This is a genomic window from Pseudactinotalea sp. Z1748, from assembly GCF_049725185.1.
Lineage (GTDB): Bacteria > Actinomycetota > Actinomycetes > Actinomycetales > Beutenbergiaceae > CALKWS01.
This window is the reverse complement of record NZ_JBMPQB010000002.1, coordinates 235,774-255,801: the sequence shown is the minus strand read 5'-3', so window position 1 is coordinate 255,801 and position 20,028 is coordinate 235,774. Positions and strand designations below refer to the sequence as shown.

Here is a 20,028-nt window from a genome sequence, read left to right as displayed (position 1 = left end):
GCATGGTGGATCGGCGACGAAAGACATACCCCTGGTGGCCCCACCGAAGAGGTGCGGCGCAACGCGCCCCACCGCATGCCCCAACCCGCCGCCGACGACGACCCGGCGGGCTATTGTGCTCTGGACGGGTTCGCAGCGGGCGCACCCGCCGAGGTGAGGATCACCATGGCGCGACCGAGCGGGCCGATTCCCGACGGCGCCCCTGGACCGGGCGTGCGTGCCACCTCCCCGGCCCGATACGCCGTCGGGATGTTCGGCACCTCCATCCCGATCAACATGTTCAACACCCTGGGTACCTACTTCTACGTGGTGGCCCTGGGCATGGACGGCAGGGCCTTCGCTGCGGCCATGGGCGTCTACGCCGCCATCGACGCCCTGGACAACCCGGTGTACGGCTTCCTGTCGGACCGGACCCGCACCCGCTTCGGACGCCGCAAGCCGTGGATGGTCCTGGCTACCCCGGCCCTGGCGATCGGATTGATCTGCTTCTTCTGGCCACCCGATGCCCTCACCGGCACAGCTCTGGTGGTCTGGTTCGCCGTCTTCACCATCATCACCGGCACCACCGACTCAATGATCAACGCCAACTACGGCGCGCTGCTGCCCGAACTGTTCCGGAACGAGAAGCGCCGTGCGCTGGCGAACGGGATGCGCCAGGGCTTCCAGTTGCTCGCGATGATCATCTCGGTGGCAGCCTCCCCGATGCTGGTCGACGCTTTCGGTTACGTGAGCGTGGCGGTGGTGTTCGGGGGCGTGGCCGCCGTGGTGATCACCTTCTCCGCACTCGGCGCCCGGGAGGACCCGGCCGCCCTGGGCACCGACCGGCCCAGGATCGTTGCCTCCATCAAGGCGATGGCGAGCAACGGCAAGTTCTGGCTGATCGCGCTCACCTCGGGGGCCTACTCCTCCGGGATGGCCCTGGTGCTGGCCGCGGTGTCCTTCTTCGTCACCTTCACCCTGGACCTGGATCTGGCCTACGCCACCTATCTGCTCGCTGCGGTGATCGGCTCCTCGGTGCTGTGCCTGGCGCTCTGGACACTGCTGGTGCGGCGCTTCGGACCCGAACTCGTCTGGCGGATCGCGCTGCTCACGCTGGCGCTGGCGCTGCTGAGCCTGTCCCGAGCCGAATCCCTGGCCACGGCGATCGCCTACGGGCTGCTGGTCGGGTTGGGCTACTCCGGGGTTATGGCCACGATGGACCTGATCGTGGCCCGGCTGCTGGATGAGGACACCGCCCGCACCGGGCAGCGCCGCGAAGGGATGTTCCTGGCCGCGTTCGGATTCTTCAACCGGCTCAATGCCGCCTTCATCGGCCTGGCGTTCCTGCTGGTGGAGGCTCGGTACGGGTTCATCAGCGGGGATGTTCCCGGCGAGCGGCCCGGCGACGCGGCCCGTTTCCTGATCTCCTACATGCCGGCCCTAGCGGTGTCGGCGTCCGTGGTGCTGTCGGTGTTCGTCCGGTTCCAACGCCCCGCAATCTCCGAGGTAGCGCTGGTGCCCGGGCCGGAGCAGGCCGGCGCGCGCCCCTCGGAGCAGGCCGTGGAGGAGCCGGCCACTCCCGGTACCGGGACGGACCCGAGGAGCCGATGAGCGGCCGGACCGTGACCATCACCGCCGACGACTTCGGCTTCGACCCCGCCGTCAACGCCGCGATCATCGAACTGGGCGTCTCCGGTCGGCTGCACGCCGCCTCGGTGCTGGTGGAGGCACCCCATGCCGCGGCAGCCCTCGAAGCCCAGGTGCCGATCGCCGTCGGTCTTCACGTGGCCCTGGCGCCGGCCATGCTTGCCGGGGCCACCGGTGAGCAGATCCACGCCGAGATCGAACGCCAGTGGGACCGGATGGTCCGCCACGGCCGCACACCGGCGCACCTGGACCTGCACACGGCCGCGTTGTACGGGGTGGGCGCGGAGGCGGTGCGTCCGGGCGGGGTACTCGTCGAGGCGCTGGCGGTGGCGGCCGCGCACCGGGTGCCGCTGCGACTGCCCCGCGTGCTGCCCCCGGCGTTCACCCACGGCACCGCGGGACACGCGGCGCTCCTGGCGGCGGCGGACGAGGCCGGGGTCGCCCTGCCCGAGGCGATCTGCACCGACTTCCGGCCGGGGCAGGAGATTTCCGGTTACGGGGACCTGCGCGCCCATTACCGGGCCCTGATGGCTCAGTTGCCGGCCGGCCGCAGCGAGATCTTCCTGCACCCTGCCGTCCCTTCCGGGACCGAGTCCGACGACGACGGGACTCGCCCGGGCAGCCGAGCCGGCGAGGACGGGACTCGCCCCGGCAGCCGCGCCCCCGACGTCGCCCGCCCCGGCGGTCGGGCGCACCACAGCGGGTCCCACCCGGGCGGCCGCACTCCCGTCGGGGCGTCTCGTTCGGGCGAGCATGGGCGCGACGGCGCGACTCACCTCGGTTCCGACGCTGCCGACTCACGCAAACGCGTCTGGGAGTATCAGTTGCTGGTCTCCGGCGACCTGCACCACGACCTGGCGGCGGCGGACATCCGGACCTGACGAGCCCCTTCCGGCTGCGAACAACGAACGGCCCGGCACCTGTGTCGGTGCCGGGCCGTTCAGTGTCGAGCAGGAGGTCAGCGGTACGGCGCCTCGTACCCCTGCCCGAGATCCAGTTCCTCCAGCGCGATGGACTCGCCGCCGTCGCCGGCCGGACCGTAGTCGATCTCGTCGTAGCCGAAGCTCGGGTACAACTCGGCCTTGGCCGCCTCGGTGGGCTCGACCCGCACGTTGTGGTAGCGGGGCAGGCCGGTGCCGGCCGGGATGAGCTTACCGAGGATGACGTTCTCCTTCAGGCCACGCAGGGAGTCCGAGCGCCCGCTCATCGCGGCTTCGGTGAGCACCTTGGTGGTCTCCTGGAAGGAGGCCGCGGACAACCAGGAATCGGTGGCCAAGGAGGCCTTGGTGATCCCCATCAACTCGGGCCGTCCGGAAGCGGGCTGGCCACCTTCGGAAACGGTCCGGCGGTTCTCGTCCTCGAACACGGTGCGCTCGGAGAGCTCACCGGGCAGGAGCCTGGAGTCCCCGGAGTCCAGCACGGTCACCCGGCGCAGCATCTGGCGCACGATGACCTCGATGTGCTTGTCGTGGATGTCCACGCCCTGGGAGCGGTAGACCTCCTGCACCTCGTCCACCAGGTGCTTCTGTACCGCGCGGGGGCCGAGGATGCGCAGCACCTTCTTCGGGTCCACCGCACCGACCACGAGCTGCTGTCCGACGGCCACGTGATCGCCGTCGGCGACCAGCAGACGCGAACGCTTGGTGACCGGGTAGGACATCTCCTCGCTGCCGTCGTCGGGGGTCACGACGAGCTTGCGGGAGCGTTCGGTCTCCTCGATCGCCACTCGTCCGGCGACCTCGCTGATCGGTGCTTCACCCTTCGGGGTGCGGGCCTCGAACAGCTCGGTCACACGGGGCAGACCCTGGGTGATGTCCTCGGTGCTGACCGCACCACCGGTGTGGAAGGTACGCATGGTCAGCTGGGTACCGGGCTCACCGATGGACTGGGCGGCGATGATGCCGACGGCCTCACCGATGTCGACCAGCTTACCGGTGGCCAGCGAGCGCCCGTAGCAGGTGGCGCAGGTACCCACGCGGGACTCACAGGTCAGCACGGAGCGGACCTTGAGGTCGGTGACCCCGACGGCGTGCAACTTGCTGATCAGGACGTCACCGACGTCGTCACCGTTCTCACCCAGCACCTCGCCGTCGGCGGAGGTGACCTGGCCGGCCAGGGAGCGCCCGTACACCGAGGTTTCCACGGTGTCGGCCAGCCAGGTGGCGCCGTCCGGTGCGGTCTCCAGGATCTTCAGCGTCAACCCACGCTCGGTGCCGCAGTCGTGCTCGCGGATGATGACGTCCTGGGAGACGTCCACCAGACGCCGGGTCAGGTACCCCGAGTCAGCCGTCCGCAGCGCGGTGTCGGCCATACCCTTCCGGGCACCGTGGGTGGCCACGAAGTACTCCAGCACCGACAGTCCGTCACGGTAGTTGGACTTGATCGGACGCGGGATGATCTCACCCTTGGGGTTGGCCACCAACCCACGCATACCGGCGACCTGACGCACCTGCATCCAGTTACCGGCGGCGCCGGAGTCGACCATCCGGTACACGGGGTTCAGCTGCGGGAAGTGCTCCCGCATCGCCTCGTCCACCTCGTTGGTCGCCTGGGTCCAGATCTCGATCAGTTCCTGACGACGCTCGTCGTCGGTGATCAGACCGCGGTTGTACTGGGCCTGGACCTTGGCGGCCTTCTCGTCGTAGGCCGCCAGGATCTCGTTCTTGGTCGGCGGGGCGACCACGTCGGAGATCGCGATGGTCACACCCGAGCGGGTGGCCCAGTAGAACCCGGCGTCCATGAGCGCGTCCAGGCTGGCCCCGACGGCCACCTTCGGGTAGCGCTCGGCCAGGTCGTTCACGATCGAGGACAGCAGCCGCTTGTTCACCAGGGAGTTCACGTACGGGAAGTCCACCGGTAGCGCCTCGTTGAACAGCGCCCGGCCCAGGGTGGTGGGGAAGGTGACCGAGTCGCCCTCGCTCCACCCCTCCGGCGCGTCCCAACCGCTGGTCGGGGGCACCAGGTCCGTCATCCGGATACCGATCGGGGCACCCAGTGCCAGATCACCGGCGTCGAATGCCATGATCGCCTCGGCGATGGAGGAGAAGGTGCGGCCGGCACCGACACCCTCGGGCTGGGCGGTGGTCAGGTGGAACAGCCCGACGATCATCTCGTGCGAGGGCATGGTCACCGGACGCCCGTCGGAGGGCTTGAGGATGTTGTTGCTGGACAGCATCAGGATCCGGGCCTCGGCCTGAGCCTCGGCGGACAGCGGCAGGTGCACCGCCATCTGGTCACCGTCGAAGTCGGCGTTGAAGGCCGCGCACACGAGCGGGTGCAGGTGGATCGCTTTACCCTCGACCAGTTGCGGTTCGAACGCCTGGATACCCAGGCGGTGCAGGGTGGGTGCACGGTTCAGCAGCACCGGGTGCTCGGTGATGACCTCCTCCAGCACGTCCCACACGACCGAGCGGGCACGCTCGACCATCCGCTTGGCGGACTTGATGTTCTGGGCGTGGTTGAGGTCCACCAGCCGCTTCATCACGAACGGTTTGAACAGTTCCAGGGCCATCTGCTTGGGCAGGCCGCACTGGTGCAACTTGAGCTGCGGACCCACCACGATGACGCTCCGGCCGGAGTAGTCCACGCGCTTACCGAGCAGGTTCTGCCGGAACCGGCCCTGCTTGCCCTTGAGCATGTCCGAGATGGACTTCAGGGGGCGGTTCCCCGGTCCGGTGACCGGCCGGCCACGGCGGCCGTTGTCGAACAGCGAGTCCACGGCTTCCTGCAGCATCCGCTTCTCGTTGTTGACGATGATCTCCGGGGCGCCCAGGTCCAGCAGCCGCTTGAGCCGGTTGTTCCGGTTGATCACCCGGCGGTACAGGTCGTTCAGGTCCGAGGTGGCGAACCGGCCACCGTCGAGCTGGACCATCGGACGCAGGTCCGGTGGAATCACCGGGATGCAGTCCAGCACCATGCCTTCCGGGGAGTTGGTGGTCGTCAGGAACGCGTTGACGACCTTCAGTCGCTTCAGGGCCCGGGTCTTGCGCTGGCCCTTCCCGGTGCGGATCACCTCGCGCAGTGCCTCGGACTCGGCCTCCAGGTCGAAGGACTGCAAACGCTTCTGGATTGCACCGGCGCCCATCGAGCCCTCGAAGTACGTGCCATAGCGGCTCTGCAACTCGCGGTAGAGCAGTTCGTCACCCTCGAGGTCGGCGACCTTGAGGTTCTTGAACCGGTCCCAGATCTGCTCCAGGCGCTCCAGCTCGGCGTCGGCGCGCTTGCGGATCTGGGCCATCTCCCGCTCAGCGGAGTCCTTGACCTTGCGGCGTGCGTCGGCCTTGGCGCCCTCGGCCTCGAGCTCGGTCAGGTCGGCCTCGAGCTTCTCACCGCGCTGGGCGATGTTCAGATCACGCTGCTTGGTGATCTGCTCGGCCTCCAGGTCGATCTCGTTCTGCAGGCTGGGCAGGTCCTCGTGCCGGCCCTCCTCGTCGACCCAGGTGATCATGTAGGCCGCGAAGTAGATGACCTTCTCCAGGTCCTTGGGGGCCAGGTCCAGCAGGTAGCCCAGGCGGGAGGGCACACCCTTGAAGTACCAGATGTGGGTCACCGGGGCGGCGAGCTCGACATGGCCCATCCGCTCGCGGCGCACCTTGGAGCGGGTGACCTCGACACCACACCGCTCGCAGATGATGCCCTTGAAACGAACCCGCTTGTACTTTCCGCAGTAGCACTCCCAGTCCCGGGTGGGACCGAAGATCTTCTCGCAGAACAGCCCGTCCTTCTCCGGCTTGAGGGTCCGGTAGTTGATGGTTTCGGGCTTCTTCACCTCGCCGTGGGACCAGGCGCGCACCTCGTCCGCTGTAGCCAGGCCGATACGGAGCTCGTCGAAGACGTTGACGTCGAGCACTTTTCCTACTTCCTTCGGTGGATCACCGTGTGGAACTTTGCGATGGGCCGCTTCGCCCTGCCCGGATCGCGCGTGCGCGGACCGGGCAGGGCGGCGCCTCAGATCTCTTCGACGCTGCTGGCGTCGGGACGACGAGACAGGTCGATACCGAGTTCCTCCGCAGCCCGGTAGACCTCCTCATCGGTTTCACGCATCTCGATGGAGGTTCCGTCGGAGGAGAGCACCTCCACGTTCAGGCACAGGGACTGCATCTCCTTCAGCAGTACCTTGAACGACTCCGGGATGCCCGAGTCGGGGATGTTCTCGCCCTTGACGATGGCCTCATACACCTTGACCCGGCCCGGCACGTCGTCGGACTTGATGGTCAGCAGTTCCTGCAGGGTGTAGGCGGCGCCGTAGGCCTCCAGGGCCCAGACCTCCATCTCCCCGAACCGCTGGCCGCCGAACTGTGCCTTACCGCCCAGTGGCTGCTGGGTGATCATCGAGTACGGGCCCGTGGAGCGGGCGTGGATCTTGTCGTCCACCAAGTGGTGGAGTTTCAAGATGTACATGTAGCCCACCGAGACCGGCTCGGGGTAGGGCTCTCCGGAGCGGCCGTCGAACAGCACCGCCTTGCCGGAGGAGTCCACCAGCTGCTCGCCGTCGCGGGTGAGGTTGGTCGAGGCCAGCAGGCCGCGTACCTCCTCCTCGTGCAACCCGTCGAACACCGGCGATGCCACCGGGCTCTCCGGATCGCCCCTGAGGGCCTCGGGCGCGAAGTGCTCGGCCCACGCCGGCAGTTTGCCGCTCTTGGCCTGCTCCACGCCGACGTCCCAGCCATGCTTGGCCACCCAGCCCAGGTGCGTCTCGAGCACCTGGCCCACGTTCATCCGCCGGGGCACGCCCAGGGGGTTCAGGATGATGTCGACGGGGGTGCCGTCGGGCAGGAACGGCATGTCCTCCACGGGCAGGATCTTGGCGATCACACCCTTGTTCCCGTGCCGCCCGGCGAGCTTGTCGCCATCGGTGATCTTGCGCCGCTGGGCGATGTAGACCCGCACGAGCTGGTTCACGCCGGGGGGCAACTCGTCGCCGTCGTCCCGGTTGAACTCCCGCACCGCGATCACGGTGCCGGACTCGCCGTGCGGAACCTTCAGGGAGGTGTCGCGCACTTCGCGCGCCTTCTCACCGAAGATCGCGCGCAGCAGCCGCTCCTCGGGGGTCAGTTCGGTCTCACCCTTGGGTGTGACCTTGCCGACCAGCACATCGCCGGCTCCGACCTCGGCGCCGATGCGGATGATACCGCGCTCGTCCAGGTCGGCCAGCACCTCGTCGGAGACGTTCGGGATGTCCCGGGTGATCTCCTCCGGGCCCAGCTTGGTGTCGCGGGCGTCGACCTCGTGCTCCTCGATGTGGATGGAGGAGAGGATGTCGTCCTGCACCAGTCGCTGGGACAGGATGATGGCGTCCTCGAAGTTGTGCCCCTCCCAGGACATGAAGGCCGCCAGCAGGTTCTTGCCCAGCGCCAGTTCGCCCTCATCGGTGGCCGGGCCATCGGCCAGGACCGAGCCGACCTCGATGCGCTGGCCCTCGTCCACCAGCACCCGCTGGTTGTAGGAGGTGCCCTGGTTGGAGCGGTTGAACTTGGCCACCCGGTAGGTCTGGGTGCCCCCGTCGTCCAGCGCCACCACGATGGCGTCGGCGGAGACCTCGGTCACCACACCGGGCTTGGAGGCCACGATCACGTCGCCGGCGTCCACCGCGGCGCGCCGCTCCATCCCGGTGCCCACCAACGGGGCCTCCGAGCGCAGCAACGGCACCGCCTGACGCTGCATGTTCGCACCCATCAGGGCGCGGTTGGCGTCGTCGTGCTCCAGGAACGGGATCATCGCCGTGGCCACCGAGACCATCTGGCGGGCCGAGACGTCCATGTAGTCCACCTGGTCGGCGGGCACGTCGATCGCCTCACCGCCACGGGTCCGGACCAGCACGGTCTCCTCGGTGAACCGGCCCTTCTCATCGACCGCGGCGTTGGCCTGGGCGATGACGAAGCGGTCCTCGTCGTCGGCGGTCAGGTACTCCACGTCATCGGTGACGACACCCTTGACAACCTTGCGGTAGGGGGTCTCGACGAAGCCGAAGGGGTTGATCCGGGCGTAGGTCGCCAGCGATCCGATCAGACCGATGTTGGGACCCTCAGGGGTCTCGATCGGGCACATCCGGCCGTAGTGCGAGGGGTGCACATCGCGCACCTCCATGCCGGCCCGGTCACGGGACAGGCCACCCGGGCCCAGCGCGGACAGACGACGCTTGTGCGTCAACCCGGCCAGGGGGTTGTTCTGGTCCATGAACTGGGAGAGCTGGCTGGTGCCGAAGAACTCCTTGATCGAGGCCACCACCGGGCGGATGTTGATCAGCGTCTGCGGCGTGATCGCCTCCACGTCCTGGGTGGTCATCCGCTCCCGGACCACACGCTCCATCCGGGACAGCCCGGTGCGCACCTGGTTCTGGATCAGCTCACCCACGGCGCGGATGCGCCGGTTACCGAAGTGGTCGATGTCGTCGGTCTCCACCGGCAACTCGATCGACTCCCCGGCACGCACGCCCTCCATGGACCGATCGCCCTTGTGCAGGCCGGCCATGTACCGGATGGTGGCGACCACATCTGCACGGGAGAGCACCGAGTCCGACAGCGGGGCGTCCAGGCCGAGTTTCTTGTTCAACTTATAGCGGCCCACCTTGGCCAGGTCGTAGCGCTTGGCGTTGAAGTAGAAGTTGTCCAGGAGTGCCTGGCCCGCCTCGACCGTGGGCGGCTCGCCCGGCCGGATCTTGCGGTAGATGTCCAGCAGTGCCTCGTCCTGGGTGGAGACGGTGTCCTTCTCCAGGGTGTCCAGCACGGCCGGGTAGTCGGCGAACTCCTCGCGGATCTCGGACTCGGTCATCCCCAGTGCCTTGAGGAAGACGGTGACCGACTGCTTCCGCTTGCGGTCCACCCGCACGCCCACGGCGTCGCGCTTGTCGATCTCGAACTCCAGCCAGGCGCCCCGGGAGGGGATCACCTTGGCAGTGAAGATGTCCTTGTCGCTGGTCTTGTCCGGGCTGCGTTCGAAGTAGACCCCCGGGGACCGCACCAACTGGGAGACGACGACGCGCTCGGTGCCGTTGATGATGAAGGTGCCGCGATCGGTCATCAACGGGAACTCGCCCATGAAAACCGTCTGGGACTTGATCTCACCGGTGGTGTAGTTGACGAACTCAGCGGTGACGAACAGTGGCGCCGAGTAGGTGAAGTCCTTCTCCTTGCACTCCTCCGCGCTGTACTTCGGGGGCTCGAAGCGGTGGTCGCGGAAGGACAGGGACATGGTGCCGCCGAAGTCCTCGATCGGGGAGATCTCCTCGAAGATCTCCTCCAGACCGGAGTTGGTGGCCGGGTCGCCATCCTTCTCCAGGCGGGCCAGCCATCGGTCGTTACCCAGCAGCCAGTCGAAACTGTTGGTCTGCAGACCGAGCAGGTCCGGGGCCTGGAGGGGTTCGTGGATCCTGGCGAAGGAAACGCGACGGGAAGCGGTTCGTTGTTCGATAGCTTCGGTGGTGGGAGCAGAAGGGGTGCGCGAGGCAGCCAAGAGGGGTCCTTCCCTGCAGATCGTGAGCACGCGCGCTGCTAGATCCCGGTGGCGACTTCCCGGGTTCGGGCCCAGGCACACGACGAATCGGTATGGATTCGTGACTTGCGCGGGTGTCCGGTGGGGGCCGCCAGGGGCATACGACAGCGCAAAGCGACAGCATAGCCGTTGACGCGAGGCTTGTCCAACAGCGTGACTGGTGCGGCGACGTGTCGGGGAGGTGATCCGAGTGGTTCACATCCCCGGTCCGGGCCGTGAGGAGAGCGGGGGCCGGTCGGGCGAGGCCCGCATCCGCTGATTCGCAGGGATGCGGGCCTCGCCTCGGCCTCGGCCGAGATCACACGGGCAGCCTGGTGGACAACCTGCCCGTGTGCAGGATCACTTGAGGTTGACGGTGGCTCCGGCGCCCTCGAGGGCCTCCTTGGCCTTGTCCGCGGCCTCCTTGTCGACACCCTCCAGGACCGGCTTGGGTGCCCCGTCGACCAGGTCCTTGGCCTCCTTCAGGCCCAGGCTGGTCAGCGCGCGCACCTCCTTGATGACCTGGATCTTCTTGTCCCCGACGGACTCGAGGATGACGTCGAACTCGGACTGCTCCTCGGCAGCCTCGGCCTCGCCGCCACCAGCGGCCGGACCGGCAGCAGCAGCGGCGACCGGGGCGGCAGCGGTGACCTCGAAGGTCTCCTCGAACTGCTTGACGAACTCGGAGAGCTCGAGCAGGGTCAGTTCCTTGAAAGCGTCAATGAGCTCTTCGGTGCTGAGCTTCGCCATGGTTGGCGTTCCTTCCTGGTTGGTACTGCTTGCGAGAGAAGCAGCGGGGATGGTGAGTCTCCGGGCGGTCAGGCCGCGGCGGAGTTCTCTGGGTTGTCCTGCTTCTCACGCAGGGCTTCGATGGTGCGCACTGCCTTCGCCGCCGGGGCGTTGAAGACATAGGCCGCCTGGTGCAGGGTCGCTTTGAGGGCCCCGGCCAACTTGGCCAGCAGCACCTCGCGCGACTCCAGGTCGGCGATCTTGTTGATCTCCTCGGCGCTGAGCGAGCGTCCGTCCAGGACACCGGCCTTGATCACCAGGCTCGGGTTGTCCTTGGCGAAGTCGCGCAGACCCTTGGTCGCCTCGACGGGGTCGCCGTCGATGAAGGCGATCGCAGTGGGACCGTTGAACTGGTCGTCGAAGGCCGTGACACCGGCTTCCTTGGCCGCGATCGCGGTCAAGGTGTTCTTCGTCACCCGGTAGGTGGTGGTGGCACCGAGGGAGTTACGCAACTCGTTGAGCTGGGACACCGTCAGCCCGCGGTACTCGGTCAGCACAACGGCGTCGGACTGCCGGAAGCGCTCCGTCAGTTCGGCAACCGCGGCTGCCTTGTCAGGGCGTGCCATGGGCCCTCCTATTCGCGTTGCTTGCCGCGAGCCGGGCCTGACATGACAAAAGCCCCGCGCACGTGACGGGGCTCGTGGGACCGGAGGCAACTCCGGGTCGAACTCGATCACCTGCGCCGGCCCCGCGTCATGCGGGCTTAGCCCCGTCGGGTGACGGGCGACCTGCGGTCTTGGGCAGCCTCCACTGTAGCGCGGTCGATCCGCGGCTCCAAGTCCGGGCACTGTGAACACCACCACAGGCCCGGCAGGCCGACGGCCCGGAACCCGCGTGGGTACCGGGCCGTCGCAGACGGAGGTGAGTCAGTGACTCACTCATCCTCCTCGGTGAAGTTCCGGGTGCGGGTCGGATCGACCGGAATACCCGGACCCATCGTGGTGCTCAGCGTCGCCTTGCTGATGTAACGGCCCTTGGCGGAGGCGGGCTTGAGCCGCTGGATCTCCTCCATGGCCGCACCGTAGTTCTCCGCGAGCTGGGTCTCGGAGAAGGAGGTCTTGCCGATGATCAGGTGCAGGTTGGCGTGCTTGTCCACACGGAAGTCGATGCGTCCGCCCTTGATGTCGGTGACGGCCTTGGCCACGTCCATCGTCACGGTCCCGGTCTTGGGGTTGGGCATCAGGCCACGGGGGCCCAGCACCCGGCCCAGCCGACCGACCTTACCCATCAGGTCCGGGGTGGCCACGGCGGCGTCGAAGTTGGTGTACCCGCCGGCGACCTTCTCGATCAACTCGTCACCGCCGACCTCGTCGGCACCGGCGGCCAGGGCCTGCTCGGCGCGCTCGCCGACGGCGAATACCACCACGCGGGCGGTCTTACCGGTGCCGTGGGGCAGGTTCACGGTGCCACGCACCATCTGATCGGCCTTGCGAGGGTCCACGCCCAGGCGAAGGGCCAGGTCCACGGTGGCGTTGAACTTGGTGCCCGAGCCGTCCTTGGCCAGCCGGATCGCCTCGATCGGGCTATGCGTGCGGGAACGGTCGACCTTCTCGGCCGCCTTGCGGTAGGTCTTGCTGCGCTGTGTCATCTGCTTCTCCTTGTGCAGTCGTGGTGCGGGCCGCGCCGGCCCTCCCACTGGGGTGATCAGTTGATCAGTTCTGGACCGTGATGCCCATCGAGCGGGCGGTGCCGGCGATGATCTTCGCCGCCGCGTCCACGTCCCGGGCATTGAGGTCTTCCATCTTGGTCTGGGCGATCTCCTTGACCTGGTCCGCCGTCAGCGAGCCGACCTTGGAGGTGTGCGGGGTGCCCGACCCCTTGGCCACACCGGCGGCCTTCTTGATCAGTTCGGAAGCCGGTGGGGTCTTGGTGATGAAGGTGAACGAGCGGTCCTCGTACACCGTGATCTCCACCGGGACCACGTTCCCGCGCTGGGATTCGGTGGCGGCGTTGTAGGCCTTGCAGAACTCCATGATGTTCACGCCGTGCTGACCCAGCGCGGGGCCGATCGGCGGCGCGGGGTTGGCGGCACCAGCCTGGATCTGGAGTTTGATCAGGCCTGCGACCTTCTTCTTGGGGGGCATGTTTCTCTCCTGTGTTGTGGGCCCACGCCATGGGCGATGACCCGGTTGCATCCGAGAGCGGCGCTCCCGGTTCGGGGGTGGATCCCCCACATCTGATTCGTTCCCCGACTAGATCTTGGCGACCTGGTTGAACGACAACTCCACCGGGGTCTCCCGGCCGAAGATCGAGACCAGCACCTTGAGTTTCTGGCCCTCGGCGTTGATCTCCGAGATCGTAGCCGGGAGAGTGTCGAAGGGGCCGTCGGTGACGGTGACCGACTCCCCGACGGTGAAGTCCACCTGCACTGCGGGTGCGCCGGAAGCGGCGGCACCGGCGCGCTGCACCGGGGCCTTCTGCTCGATCATCGGCGAGAGCATGGAGACCACTTCGTTCTGGGTCAGCGGCACCGGGGCGTGGGCGTGCCCGACGAAGCCGGTCACCCCAGGGGTGTGGCGGACCGCTCCCCAGGACTCATCGGTCAGGTCCATACGCACCAACACGTAACTGGGTACCCGGACCCGCTTGACGACCTTGCGGACGGAGTTCTTGATCTCCACGACCTCCTCCATCGGCACCTCGACCTGGAAGATGTAGTCCTCCATGTTCAAGGACTGGATCCGCGACTCCAGGTTGACCTTCACCCGGTTCTCGTATCCTGCGTAGGAGTGGATCACGTACCACTCGCCGGGCAGGGTCCGCAGTTCCCTGCGGAATGCCTCCACCGGGTCCTCGTCCTCCACGGCGGCGGCCACGCCGTCGCCGTTCGCCTCGCCGTCGCTCGGTCCGGCCGCAGCGCTCTCGTCCACCTCGGTGGACTCTGGCGCCTGGTCCTCGGTCGCCTCCTGCTCGGTGGGCTCTGGCGTCGTCGGCGCAGGCGCCTCGGTCGCCTCCTGCTCGGCGGTCTCGGCCGGGGCCGCGCCGTCGCCGACGGCGTCGTCGGTCCGCTCGTGCACGTCGGGGGTCTCCTCAGACACGTCCTGTCCTGCTTTCCTCACTTGATTGGGGCCGGGTGGCACAACCCGGTCATAGAACTAGTTGCCGAACACCCACAGCACGAGCCGGCCGATGGCGTAGTCCAGCACGCCCACATAGGCCATCATCGCCAGGATGAACACGACGACCACCACGGAGAAGGTGACGAGTTCGTTGCGGGTGGGGGTGACCACCTTGCGGATCTCGGTGATGACCTGGCGCACGAACAAGACGATCCTGGCGAAGAAGCCCAGGTCCTCACCCTCCCGACCAGGAACAGCGGAGGTCTTCGGGGCCGGCTTGCGCGCAGGCCGCTTGCCCGCGGCGCCCCCGGTCTTGCGTGCCGCCGCCTCGGACCTGCGGGCCTCCTGGCGCACCTTTTTGGTTACATCCCGGCCGCTGGATACTGCGGTGCCCTCCGCGCCGGCGCCGGCATCCTCACCCGCGGAAGCCGGGTTTGCCCGGGCCTTGTCGACACCCTCGCCAGGTTGCGCCTGAGCGCCGTCGGGATCGGCGGCGTCATCATCCCGGTCGCGTCCGGGATCACCGGGCGCGTTCGTGGATGTGCTCACAACAGTCTTCCCCTACTCCATGGGTGTCCAGGTGGTGCACTCAACGCGACTCGCGAAGGTGCTCGGCGGGCCGTCCCTGGGACGACCTGCTCTGCAGGGCAGGCGGGACTCGAACCCACAACCGCCGGTTTTGGAGACCGGTGCGCTACCAATTGCGCCACTGCCCTTCGATGCTGTCGTGACGACCGGGAATCCCTGATTCAGGGCACACACCAGCCTGGTGCACGTCAACCACCGGCCTCGAGTGTACGCGCATCCGACCCCGAGGTCGAACCACCGTCGCCAAGATCACGTCAGCAGCCGTTCATCTGTCGCGTGGGCCCGGGCGGACGATGCGCCTCGGCCACGGGTGGACGGGTCATACTTGCCGGGTGAAGGCAGGACGCCACGGGATCAGCGTGCGCACGCGCGTACTGGGCAGCCTTGTGTTCATGGCGATGCTCGCACTGGCGGTGGCCGGGCTGACCGCGTTCTACTTCGAGCGCGAGCGGGTGGACGCCCAGATCGACAACGCGCTGGAACGCAACGTGAGCGAGTTCCACACCCTGGCAGATCAGGGACTGGACCCGCGCACCGGCGCGCCCTTCGACTCGGTCGCGGCGTTGCTGCGCACTGGCCTGCAACGCATCGCGATGTCCCCGAACGAGGGCAGCCTGGCCTTCTTGGAGGGCGAACTCAGCAACACCGCGCCCACTATCGTCGAACTCCGGCTGGAGGACGATCCGGAGTTGATGGCGGCTCTGGGTGAGATCCTCACCGCCCAGGCCGCCGCAGGCGCCGCCGGCACCACCCCGCAGGGGCGGCTCACCATGATCGAGACCTCCGAGACCACTTACCGCGCGGCGGTAGTGCCGGTGCGCATCGAGGGCGACGAGAGTCTGGGCACGCTGGTGATGGCTTTCGACCGGGGCGCCGAGCACACGGCCATGGCCGATACCTACCAGCTCTACGCCCTGGTGGGTGTGGTTTCCCTGCTGGTGATCAGTGCGATCGGCTGGTTCACCGTGGGCCGGGTGCTGCGCCCGATCCGGTTGCTGGGTGAGACTGCCGAGTCGATCTCCTCCACTGACCTGTCGCTGCGGATACCGGTGGTGGGCAATGACGACCTGGCCGCCCTGACGGGCACGTTCAACCAGATGCTGGAACGCCTGGAGCAGGCCTTCGCCTCCCAGCGTCAACTGCTCGACGACGCCGGCCACGAACTGCGCACGCCGCTGACGATCGTGCAGGGACACCTGGAACTGATGGACCCCAGCGACCCCGAGGACACCCAGGCCACCAAGGACATGTTGCTGGAGGAGATCGGCCGGATGAACCGCCTGGTGGACGACCTGATGACGCTGGCACGCGCCCGCCGACCGGACTTCGTGGCCGCGCGTCCCACCGACATCGCGATGTTGACCGACGAGGTGCTGGGCAAGGCACGCCTGCTCGGGGAGCGTCAGTGGAGCCTGGACTCCCTGGCCGACGTGACCGCCCCGGTGGACCCCCAGCGGCTCACCCAGGCCCTGTTGCAGTTGTGCGTCAACGCCGTGCGCTTCTCCGAGTCCGGGAGCAGGATCGCGATCGGGTCCCGCGTTGAGCAGTCCGCCCTGCACCTGTGGGTCCGCGACGAGGGCACCGGGATCGCCGAGGAGAACTTCGAGAAGATCTTCGGGCGGTTCGAGCGGCTGGACCCCGCGATCGAGGGCTCCGGGCTGGGCCTGCCGATCGTGCGATCCATCACACAGGCCCACGGAGGGCACGTCACCATCCGGTCCGCGCTCGGACAAGGCACCACGGTCACCCTGGTCCTACCCCTGTACGGCCTCACCGATCAGCTCGACAGGACGGAGCAGGCAGCATGAGTCAGATCCTCATCGCCGAGGATGAACCACGAATCGCCTCGTTCGTGGCCAAAGGGTTACGCGCTGCCGGTTACTCGCCGACCGTGGTGGGTACCGCCGGGGAGACGGTGGACCTCGCCGTCACCGGAGAGTTCGACCTGCTCATACTGGATCTGGGCCTGCCGGACCAGGACGGCTTCACCGCGCTCAAGCGCATCCGGGCGATGCAGAGCATGATGCCGGTGATCATCCTGACCGCTCGCTCCTCGGTCTCCGACACCGTGGCCGGCCTGGAGGGAGGCGCCGATGACTACATGGCCAAGCCATTCCAGTTCGAGGAACTGCTCGCCCGGGTGCGGTTGCGGCTGCGCACCGATGGCAGGTCCGGTGAGACCACTGTGCTGCGCCATGGAGGGTTGTCCCTGGACCTGCGCACCCGTAAGGCCCACGTGGGTGACAGGGTCGTGGACCTGTCCGCACGCGAGTTCGCCCTTGCAGAGACGTTCTTGCGCAACCCGGGTCAGGTCCTCAGCCGTGAGCAGTTGCTCTCCCGGGTGTGGGGTTACGATTTCGACCCGGGCTCCAACGTGGTGGATGTGTACGTGCGCTACCTACGCAAGAAACTCGGGACTGAGCACGTCGAGACCGTGCGCGGAATGGGCTACCGGCTCAGTTCACCCTGAGTCCGCCATCGGTGGGGACCGGCTGCCTCAGTCGCCGGAGTCAGCCGAGGGCGGGGAGTCCGGGGAGTCGGCGCTGGGCGGGCTGGTTGGGCTGGGTGGAGACGGCGGTGTGTTCGGGCTGGGCGGGCTCACCGGCGAGGGCGGGGAGTTCGGGCTCGGCGGCGTTGCGGGGCTGTCCGGGCTCACCGGGCTGGTCAGTGAGGGTGCGGAGAAGCTCACGTTCCCCGGCTCGGCCTTGGTCGGACCGGAAGCGGCGCGTACCTGGCTCACCGCGGACCCGCTGCGCTCCACCGCGCTCTGGTCCGCGTTCTGACCGGTCAGGGACACCCCCTCGAGGCTCGCGTCGTTCGGCGCATCTGCCATGGCCACGATGCCGCCACCGGCCACGCCCAGCACACCCAGTGCGCCGGCGGCCGTCCATGTGCGTCTACTCATCATCCGTCCTTCTGTCCGAGCGAGTTCGCAATGACTTCATCATCGGTGGCGTGCATGAGAGGGACCGGAGATGCAGATGAGAGTTCTCTCAGATTCGAGTTCGCCCCGCGCCGGGTGCGGACCGAGGCGTGCGCCCACTGGGTGGCGATCCGCAGCCTTGCCCGGGCCTGGTCCGGGGTGGCGCCGGCGATCAGGGACAGCACCACGGCGGCAGTACGCACGCGCAACGCGTGCGCACCGACCCGGGTTTCGAAGTCCTGCCGCATCCGCTGCAGAACCTCGGGTGTGTGGGCGTAGACCTGGGGGGCCAGGTCCGGCAGGACCGCTATGTGCCCCAGCATCGTCGCCAGGTCATCACTGCGCCGGCCGGGCCCGAGGGAGTCGATGTCGATCACATCGCTGACCGTGCCACCATTGGTGAACACGTTGGCCTCGTAGTAGTCACCGTGGGTGGGCACCTCCTCCTCCTCGGATACCACGGTCAACGCCTCGGCCAGGCGGGCGCCCAGGTCCACCACCTCATCGGCCTGCTCCGGAAGTGCTGCGGCGGCCGCTGCGGTGTGGAAGTCCAGCCGATCCGACCAGGACGGTCGCCGGGGCAGCGTCAGGGTCTGCTCGGGCAGCAGATCCAGCCAGCGCACCAGTTCCGCAGGCTCGGGCAGGTTCCCGGGATGGGTATCCGCACCGGCGATCGCCTGAGCCAACGGCGAGCCGCGAGCCGCGCTGAGCACGCACACGCCCGGCACGGGCGTGGCCAGGACCCGCGGGGCCGGTACCCCGGCAGATTCGAGCAACTGGTGCCGAGCGATCAGGTCTGCACTCTTCCGCTCGGGCAGCACCTTGACGAACACCGTGCCCGCAGCGCTCTCCACCCGCAGCACCGCGCGGCGGGTCGGCCGGTAACTGACCGTTCGGATCGCCACCGCACCGGCACTGCCCAACCCGGACGCCGGCAGCCAGGAACTCACCACCTCGGGGTCGCTTGCCGAGCGCAGCCCGGGCAGCAGCGGGTCGAACGGGCGGCGCCACATCCTGACCTGACGCACGCCGTCGTCCAGCAGGGCCACCCCCTCCCCACCGGTCGCCGCAGGCGATGTGGACGCCACCACGTAATCGTGCACCCGATGCCCCCGGGAGATGAAACTCACCGAGTAACCCACGCTGACGCCCGCGCCCGGGCGGTGGTGCACCTGGTGCACGCTGACCTGCAGGTCGGTGTCGGTTCCCGGATCGAACTGCTTCGAGCCGGTCAGGGCCGCCTCGACCATGGCGGTGCGGCCGGAACCGCGCAGGAGTGCGAGGTCGGCGTGCTCGGAGTCGGCATCGGTGCGGGACGTGGCCCCGGAGGAGGTCATTGTGGCACCACACTCCAACACGATGACGATCGGATGAACCCCGGATGAGAACCCTCTCATCCTCGCGCGCGGGCAGCGGTTAGGCGACCGCAGCGACCTGGCGGCGAGGTGGTGCCCATCACGTCGGGCACCCGCTACCGGCCGAAGCACCGGCCGAAGCACCGGCCCGGGGCAGTGCCGGAGGGGTCCTAGGGTAGGACCGTGCCTCGCGATCTCTCCTCCTTGCCCAAGGCGCATCTGCATCTGCACTTCACCGGCTCGATGCACCCGCAGACGTTGTCGGACCTGGCGGACGAGGCGGGCATCAGGCTGCCGCAGAGCCTGCGGGAGCATGCCGCCGGGCTGGACCCACTGCGGCTGCCGGCCAACGAGCGCGGCTGGTTCCGCTTCCAGCGCCTGTACGACGCCGCCCGGGCAGTGGTCCGCTCGGAGTCGGCCATGCGCCGGATCGTGCGGGAGGCCGCACAGGCTGATGCCGAGGAGGGCTCCGGTCGCCTGGAGCTCCAGGTCGACCCCACCTCGTACGCCCCGTTCGTGGGCGGCCTGACCCCGGCCCTGGAGGTGGTCCTGGATGAGGCCGAGCAGACCAGCACGGCCACCGGAGTGGATATCGGCATCGTGGTGGCCGCCTCCCGGGTGCGCCACCCCCTCGATGCCCGCGTGCTGGCCCGACTGGCGGCCCGGTATGCCTCGGACTCCCCGGGCGGTGTGGTCGGGTTCGGGCTGAGCAATGACGAACGGCGCGGTGACACCAGCGAGTTCGGCCCTGCCTTCGCGATCGCGGCCCGGGCCGGGCTGGCCCTGGTACCCCACGGCGGGGAACTCCTCGGTCCGGACCATATCGAGGAGGTCCTGGGAACCCTGCGACCGGATCGGCTCGGCCACGGGGTCCGGTCGGCGGAGGATCCCCGCGTGCTGGACCGAGTGGTGGATGCCGGGATCGCTCTGGAGGTGTGCCCGGGCTCGAACGTCTCCCTGGGTGTCTACCCGGGCTCGGATGAGGTTCCGCTGCGCACACTGGTGGGCGCCGGAGCGCAGGTGGCGCTAGGCGCCGACGACCCGCTGCTCTTTGGCTCCCGCCTCACCGACCAGTACCGCACGGCCCGGGAGGTGCACGGGTTCACCGACCCGGAACTGGCCGAGTTGGCACGCTCCTCGATCCGCGCAAGCCTGGCCTCCGACTCGGTGCGCCGGCGGTTGCTGGCCGGTGTGGACGACTGGCTCGCCGGGGACTGAA

At 68.1% G+C, this 20,028-nt stretch carries 15 protein-coding genes and 1 tRNA gene; 5 read left to right on the top strand and 11 right to left on the bottom strand.

The genetic code is table 11. The annotated features are described in order from the left end of the window. Together ACO0LU_RS05435 and ACO0LU_RS05430 are read left to right on the top strand one after the other, a co-directional pair. On the top strand, positions 1–1,590 hold a 1,590-nt coding region (locus tag ACO0LU_RS05435; RefSeq protein WP_424790401.1), incomplete at its 5' end, for an MFS transporter. Beyond that, positions 1,587–2,507: a ChbG/HpnK family deacetylase gene (locus ACO0LU_RS05430; RefSeq protein ID WP_424790400.1), complete on the top strand. Its 921-nt coding sequence runs from the start codon at positions 1,587–1,589 to the stop codon at positions 2,505–2,507. The genes ACO0LU_RS05435 and ACO0LU_RS05430, both read left to right, overlap by 4 nt. A 77-nt stretch (positions 2,508–2,584) precedes the next feature. On the opposite strand, the gene ACO0LU_RS05425 is transcribed toward ACO0LU_RS05430, so the two are convergent. The 9 genes from ACO0LU_RS05425 to ACO0LU_RS05385 all read right to left on the bottom strand — a co-directional run bounded on the left by ACO0LU_RS05425 (position 2,585) and on the right by ACO0LU_RS05385 (position 14,659). Further along, a complete protein-coding gene (locus ACO0LU_RS05425) occupies positions 2,585–6,475 on the bottom strand; it encodes a DNA-directed RNA polymerase subunit beta' (protein WP_424790399.1) in 3,891 nt (1,296 codons plus the stop codon). 98 nt (positions 6,476–6,573) lie between these two features. Then, on the bottom strand, positions 6,574–10,077 hold the full coding sequence (gene rpoB, locus ACO0LU_RS05420; RefSeq protein WP_424790398.1) for a DNA-directed RNA polymerase subunit beta: 3,504 nt from the start codon (positions 10,075–10,077) through the stop codon (positions 6,574–6,576). Between the two features lie 378 nt (positions 10,078–10,455). After that, positions 10,456–10,845, bottom strand: coding sequence for a 50S ribosomal protein L7/L12 (gene rplL, locus ACO0LU_RS05415; protein ID WP_424790397.1), 390 nt, complete (start codon positions 10,843–10,845; stop codon positions 10,456–10,458). Between the two features lie 68 nt (positions 10,846–10,913). Beyond that, complete coding sequence (gene rplJ / locus ACO0LU_RS05410) at positions 10,914–11,450, bottom strand: 50S ribosomal protein L10 (RefSeq protein WP_424790396.1); 537 nt, start codon at positions 11,448–11,450, stop codon at positions 10,914–10,916. Between the two features lie 308 nt (positions 11,451–11,758). Then, positions 11,759–12,472, bottom strand: a complete 714-nt coding sequence (rplA, locus tag ACO0LU_RS05405) for a 50S ribosomal protein L1 (protein ID WP_424786318.1) — start codon at positions 12,470–12,472, stop codon at positions 11,759–11,761. A 64-nt stretch (positions 12,473–12,536) separates the two neighbouring features. Further along, positions 12,537–12,968: a 50S ribosomal protein L11 gene (gene rplK, locus ACO0LU_RS05400; protein WP_424786319.1), complete on the bottom strand. Its 432-nt coding sequence runs from the start codon at positions 12,966–12,968 to the stop codon at positions 12,537–12,539. 108 nt (positions 12,969–13,076) lie between these two features. Then, positions 13,077–13,922 (bottom strand): transcription termination/antitermination protein NusG, encoded by an 846-nt coding sequence (gene nusG, locus ACO0LU_RS05395; RefSeq protein WP_424790395.1) that lies wholly within the window; start codon positions 13,920–13,922, stop codon positions 13,077–13,079. A gap of 57 nt (positions 13,923–13,979) precedes the next feature. Next, a complete protein-coding gene (gene secE / locus ACO0LU_RS05390; RefSeq protein WP_424790394.1) occupies positions 13,980–14,492 on the bottom strand; it encodes a preprotein translocase subunit SecE in 513 nt (170 codons plus the stop codon). A gap of 94 nt (positions 14,493–14,586) precedes the next feature. Beyond that, positions 14,587–14,659 (bottom strand) — tRNA-Trp (locus ACO0LU_RS05385). A gap of 204 nt (positions 14,660–14,863) precedes the next feature. Between ACO0LU_RS05385 and ACO0LU_RS05380 the strand changes: the two genes are divergently transcribed. Further along, on the top strand, positions 14,864–16,339 hold the full coding sequence (locus tag ACO0LU_RS05380) for a sensor histidine kinase (RefSeq protein ID WP_424790393.1): 1,476 nt from the start codon (positions 14,864–14,866) through the stop codon (positions 16,337–16,339). Next, positions 16,336–17,001 carry a response regulator transcription factor gene (locus ACO0LU_RS05375; protein WP_424790392.1) on the top strand — a complete coding sequence of 222 codons (666 nt, stop codon included), beginning with the start codon at positions 16,336–16,338 and terminating at the stop codon, positions 16,999–17,001. Before ACO0LU_RS05380 ends, ACO0LU_RS05375 begins: the two co-directional genes overlap by 4 nt. 27 nt (positions 17,002–17,028) lie before the next feature. Here the strand turns inward: ACO0LU_RS05375 and ACO0LU_RS05370 are convergent, their stop codons facing one another. Continuing rightward, positions 17,029–17,436, bottom strand: coding sequence for a hypothetical protein (locus ACO0LU_RS05370; RefSeq protein ID WP_424790391.1), 408 nt, complete (start codon positions 17,434–17,436; stop codon positions 17,029–17,031). After that, on the bottom strand, positions 17,436–18,791 hold the full coding sequence (locus ACO0LU_RS05365) for a phosphotransferase (protein WP_424790390.1): 1,356 nt from the start codon (positions 18,789–18,791) through the stop codon (positions 17,436–17,438). The genes ACO0LU_RS05370 and ACO0LU_RS05365 overlap by 1 nt, the downstream gene beginning before the upstream one ends. A gap of 201 nt (positions 18,792–18,992) precedes the next feature. Here ACO0LU_RS05365 and ACO0LU_RS05360 point away from each other — a divergent pair, with 201 nt between their 5' ends. Next, positions 18,993–20,027 (top strand): adenosine deaminase, encoded by a 1,035-nt coding sequence (locus ACO0LU_RS05360; RefSeq protein WP_424790389.1) that lies wholly within the window; start codon positions 18,993–18,995, stop codon positions 20,025–20,027. Position 20,028: the final 1 nt, after the last annotated feature.

Excerpts from the sequence above, each read along its gene's own strand:
- rplL (WP_424790397.1), bottom strand. The coding sequence starts at position 10,845 with ATGGCGAAGCTCAGCACCGAAGAGCTCATTGACGCTTTCAAGGAACTG.
- ACO0LU_RS05370 (WP_424790391.1), bottom strand. The coding sequence starts at position 17,436 with ATGAGTAGACGCACATGGACGGCCGCCGGCGCACTGGGTGTGCTGGGC.
- rplJ (WP_424790396.1), bottom strand. The coding sequence starts at position 11,450 with ATGGCACGCCCTGACAAGGCAGCCGCGGTTGCCGAACTGACGGAGCGC.
- ACO0LU_RS05375 (WP_424790392.1), top strand. The coding sequence starts at position 16,336 with ATGAGTCAGATCCTCATCGCCGAGGATGAACCACGAATCGCCTCGTTC.
- rplK (WP_424786319.1), bottom strand. The coding sequence starts at position 12,968 with ATGCCCCCCAAGAAGAAGGTCGCAGGCCTGATCAAACTCCAGATCCAG.
- rplA (WP_424786318.1), bottom strand. The coding sequence starts at position 12,472 with ATGACACAGCGCAGCAAGACCTACCGCAAGGCGGCCGAGAAGGTCGAC.
- ACO0LU_RS05430 (WP_424790400.1), top strand. The coding sequence starts at position 1,587 with ATGAGCGGCCGGACCGTGACCATCACCGCCGACGACTTCGGCTTCGAC.
- ACO0LU_RS05365 (WP_424790390.1), bottom strand. The coding sequence starts at position 18,791 with ATGACCTCCTCCGGGGCCACGTCCCGCACCGATGCCGACTCCGAGCAC.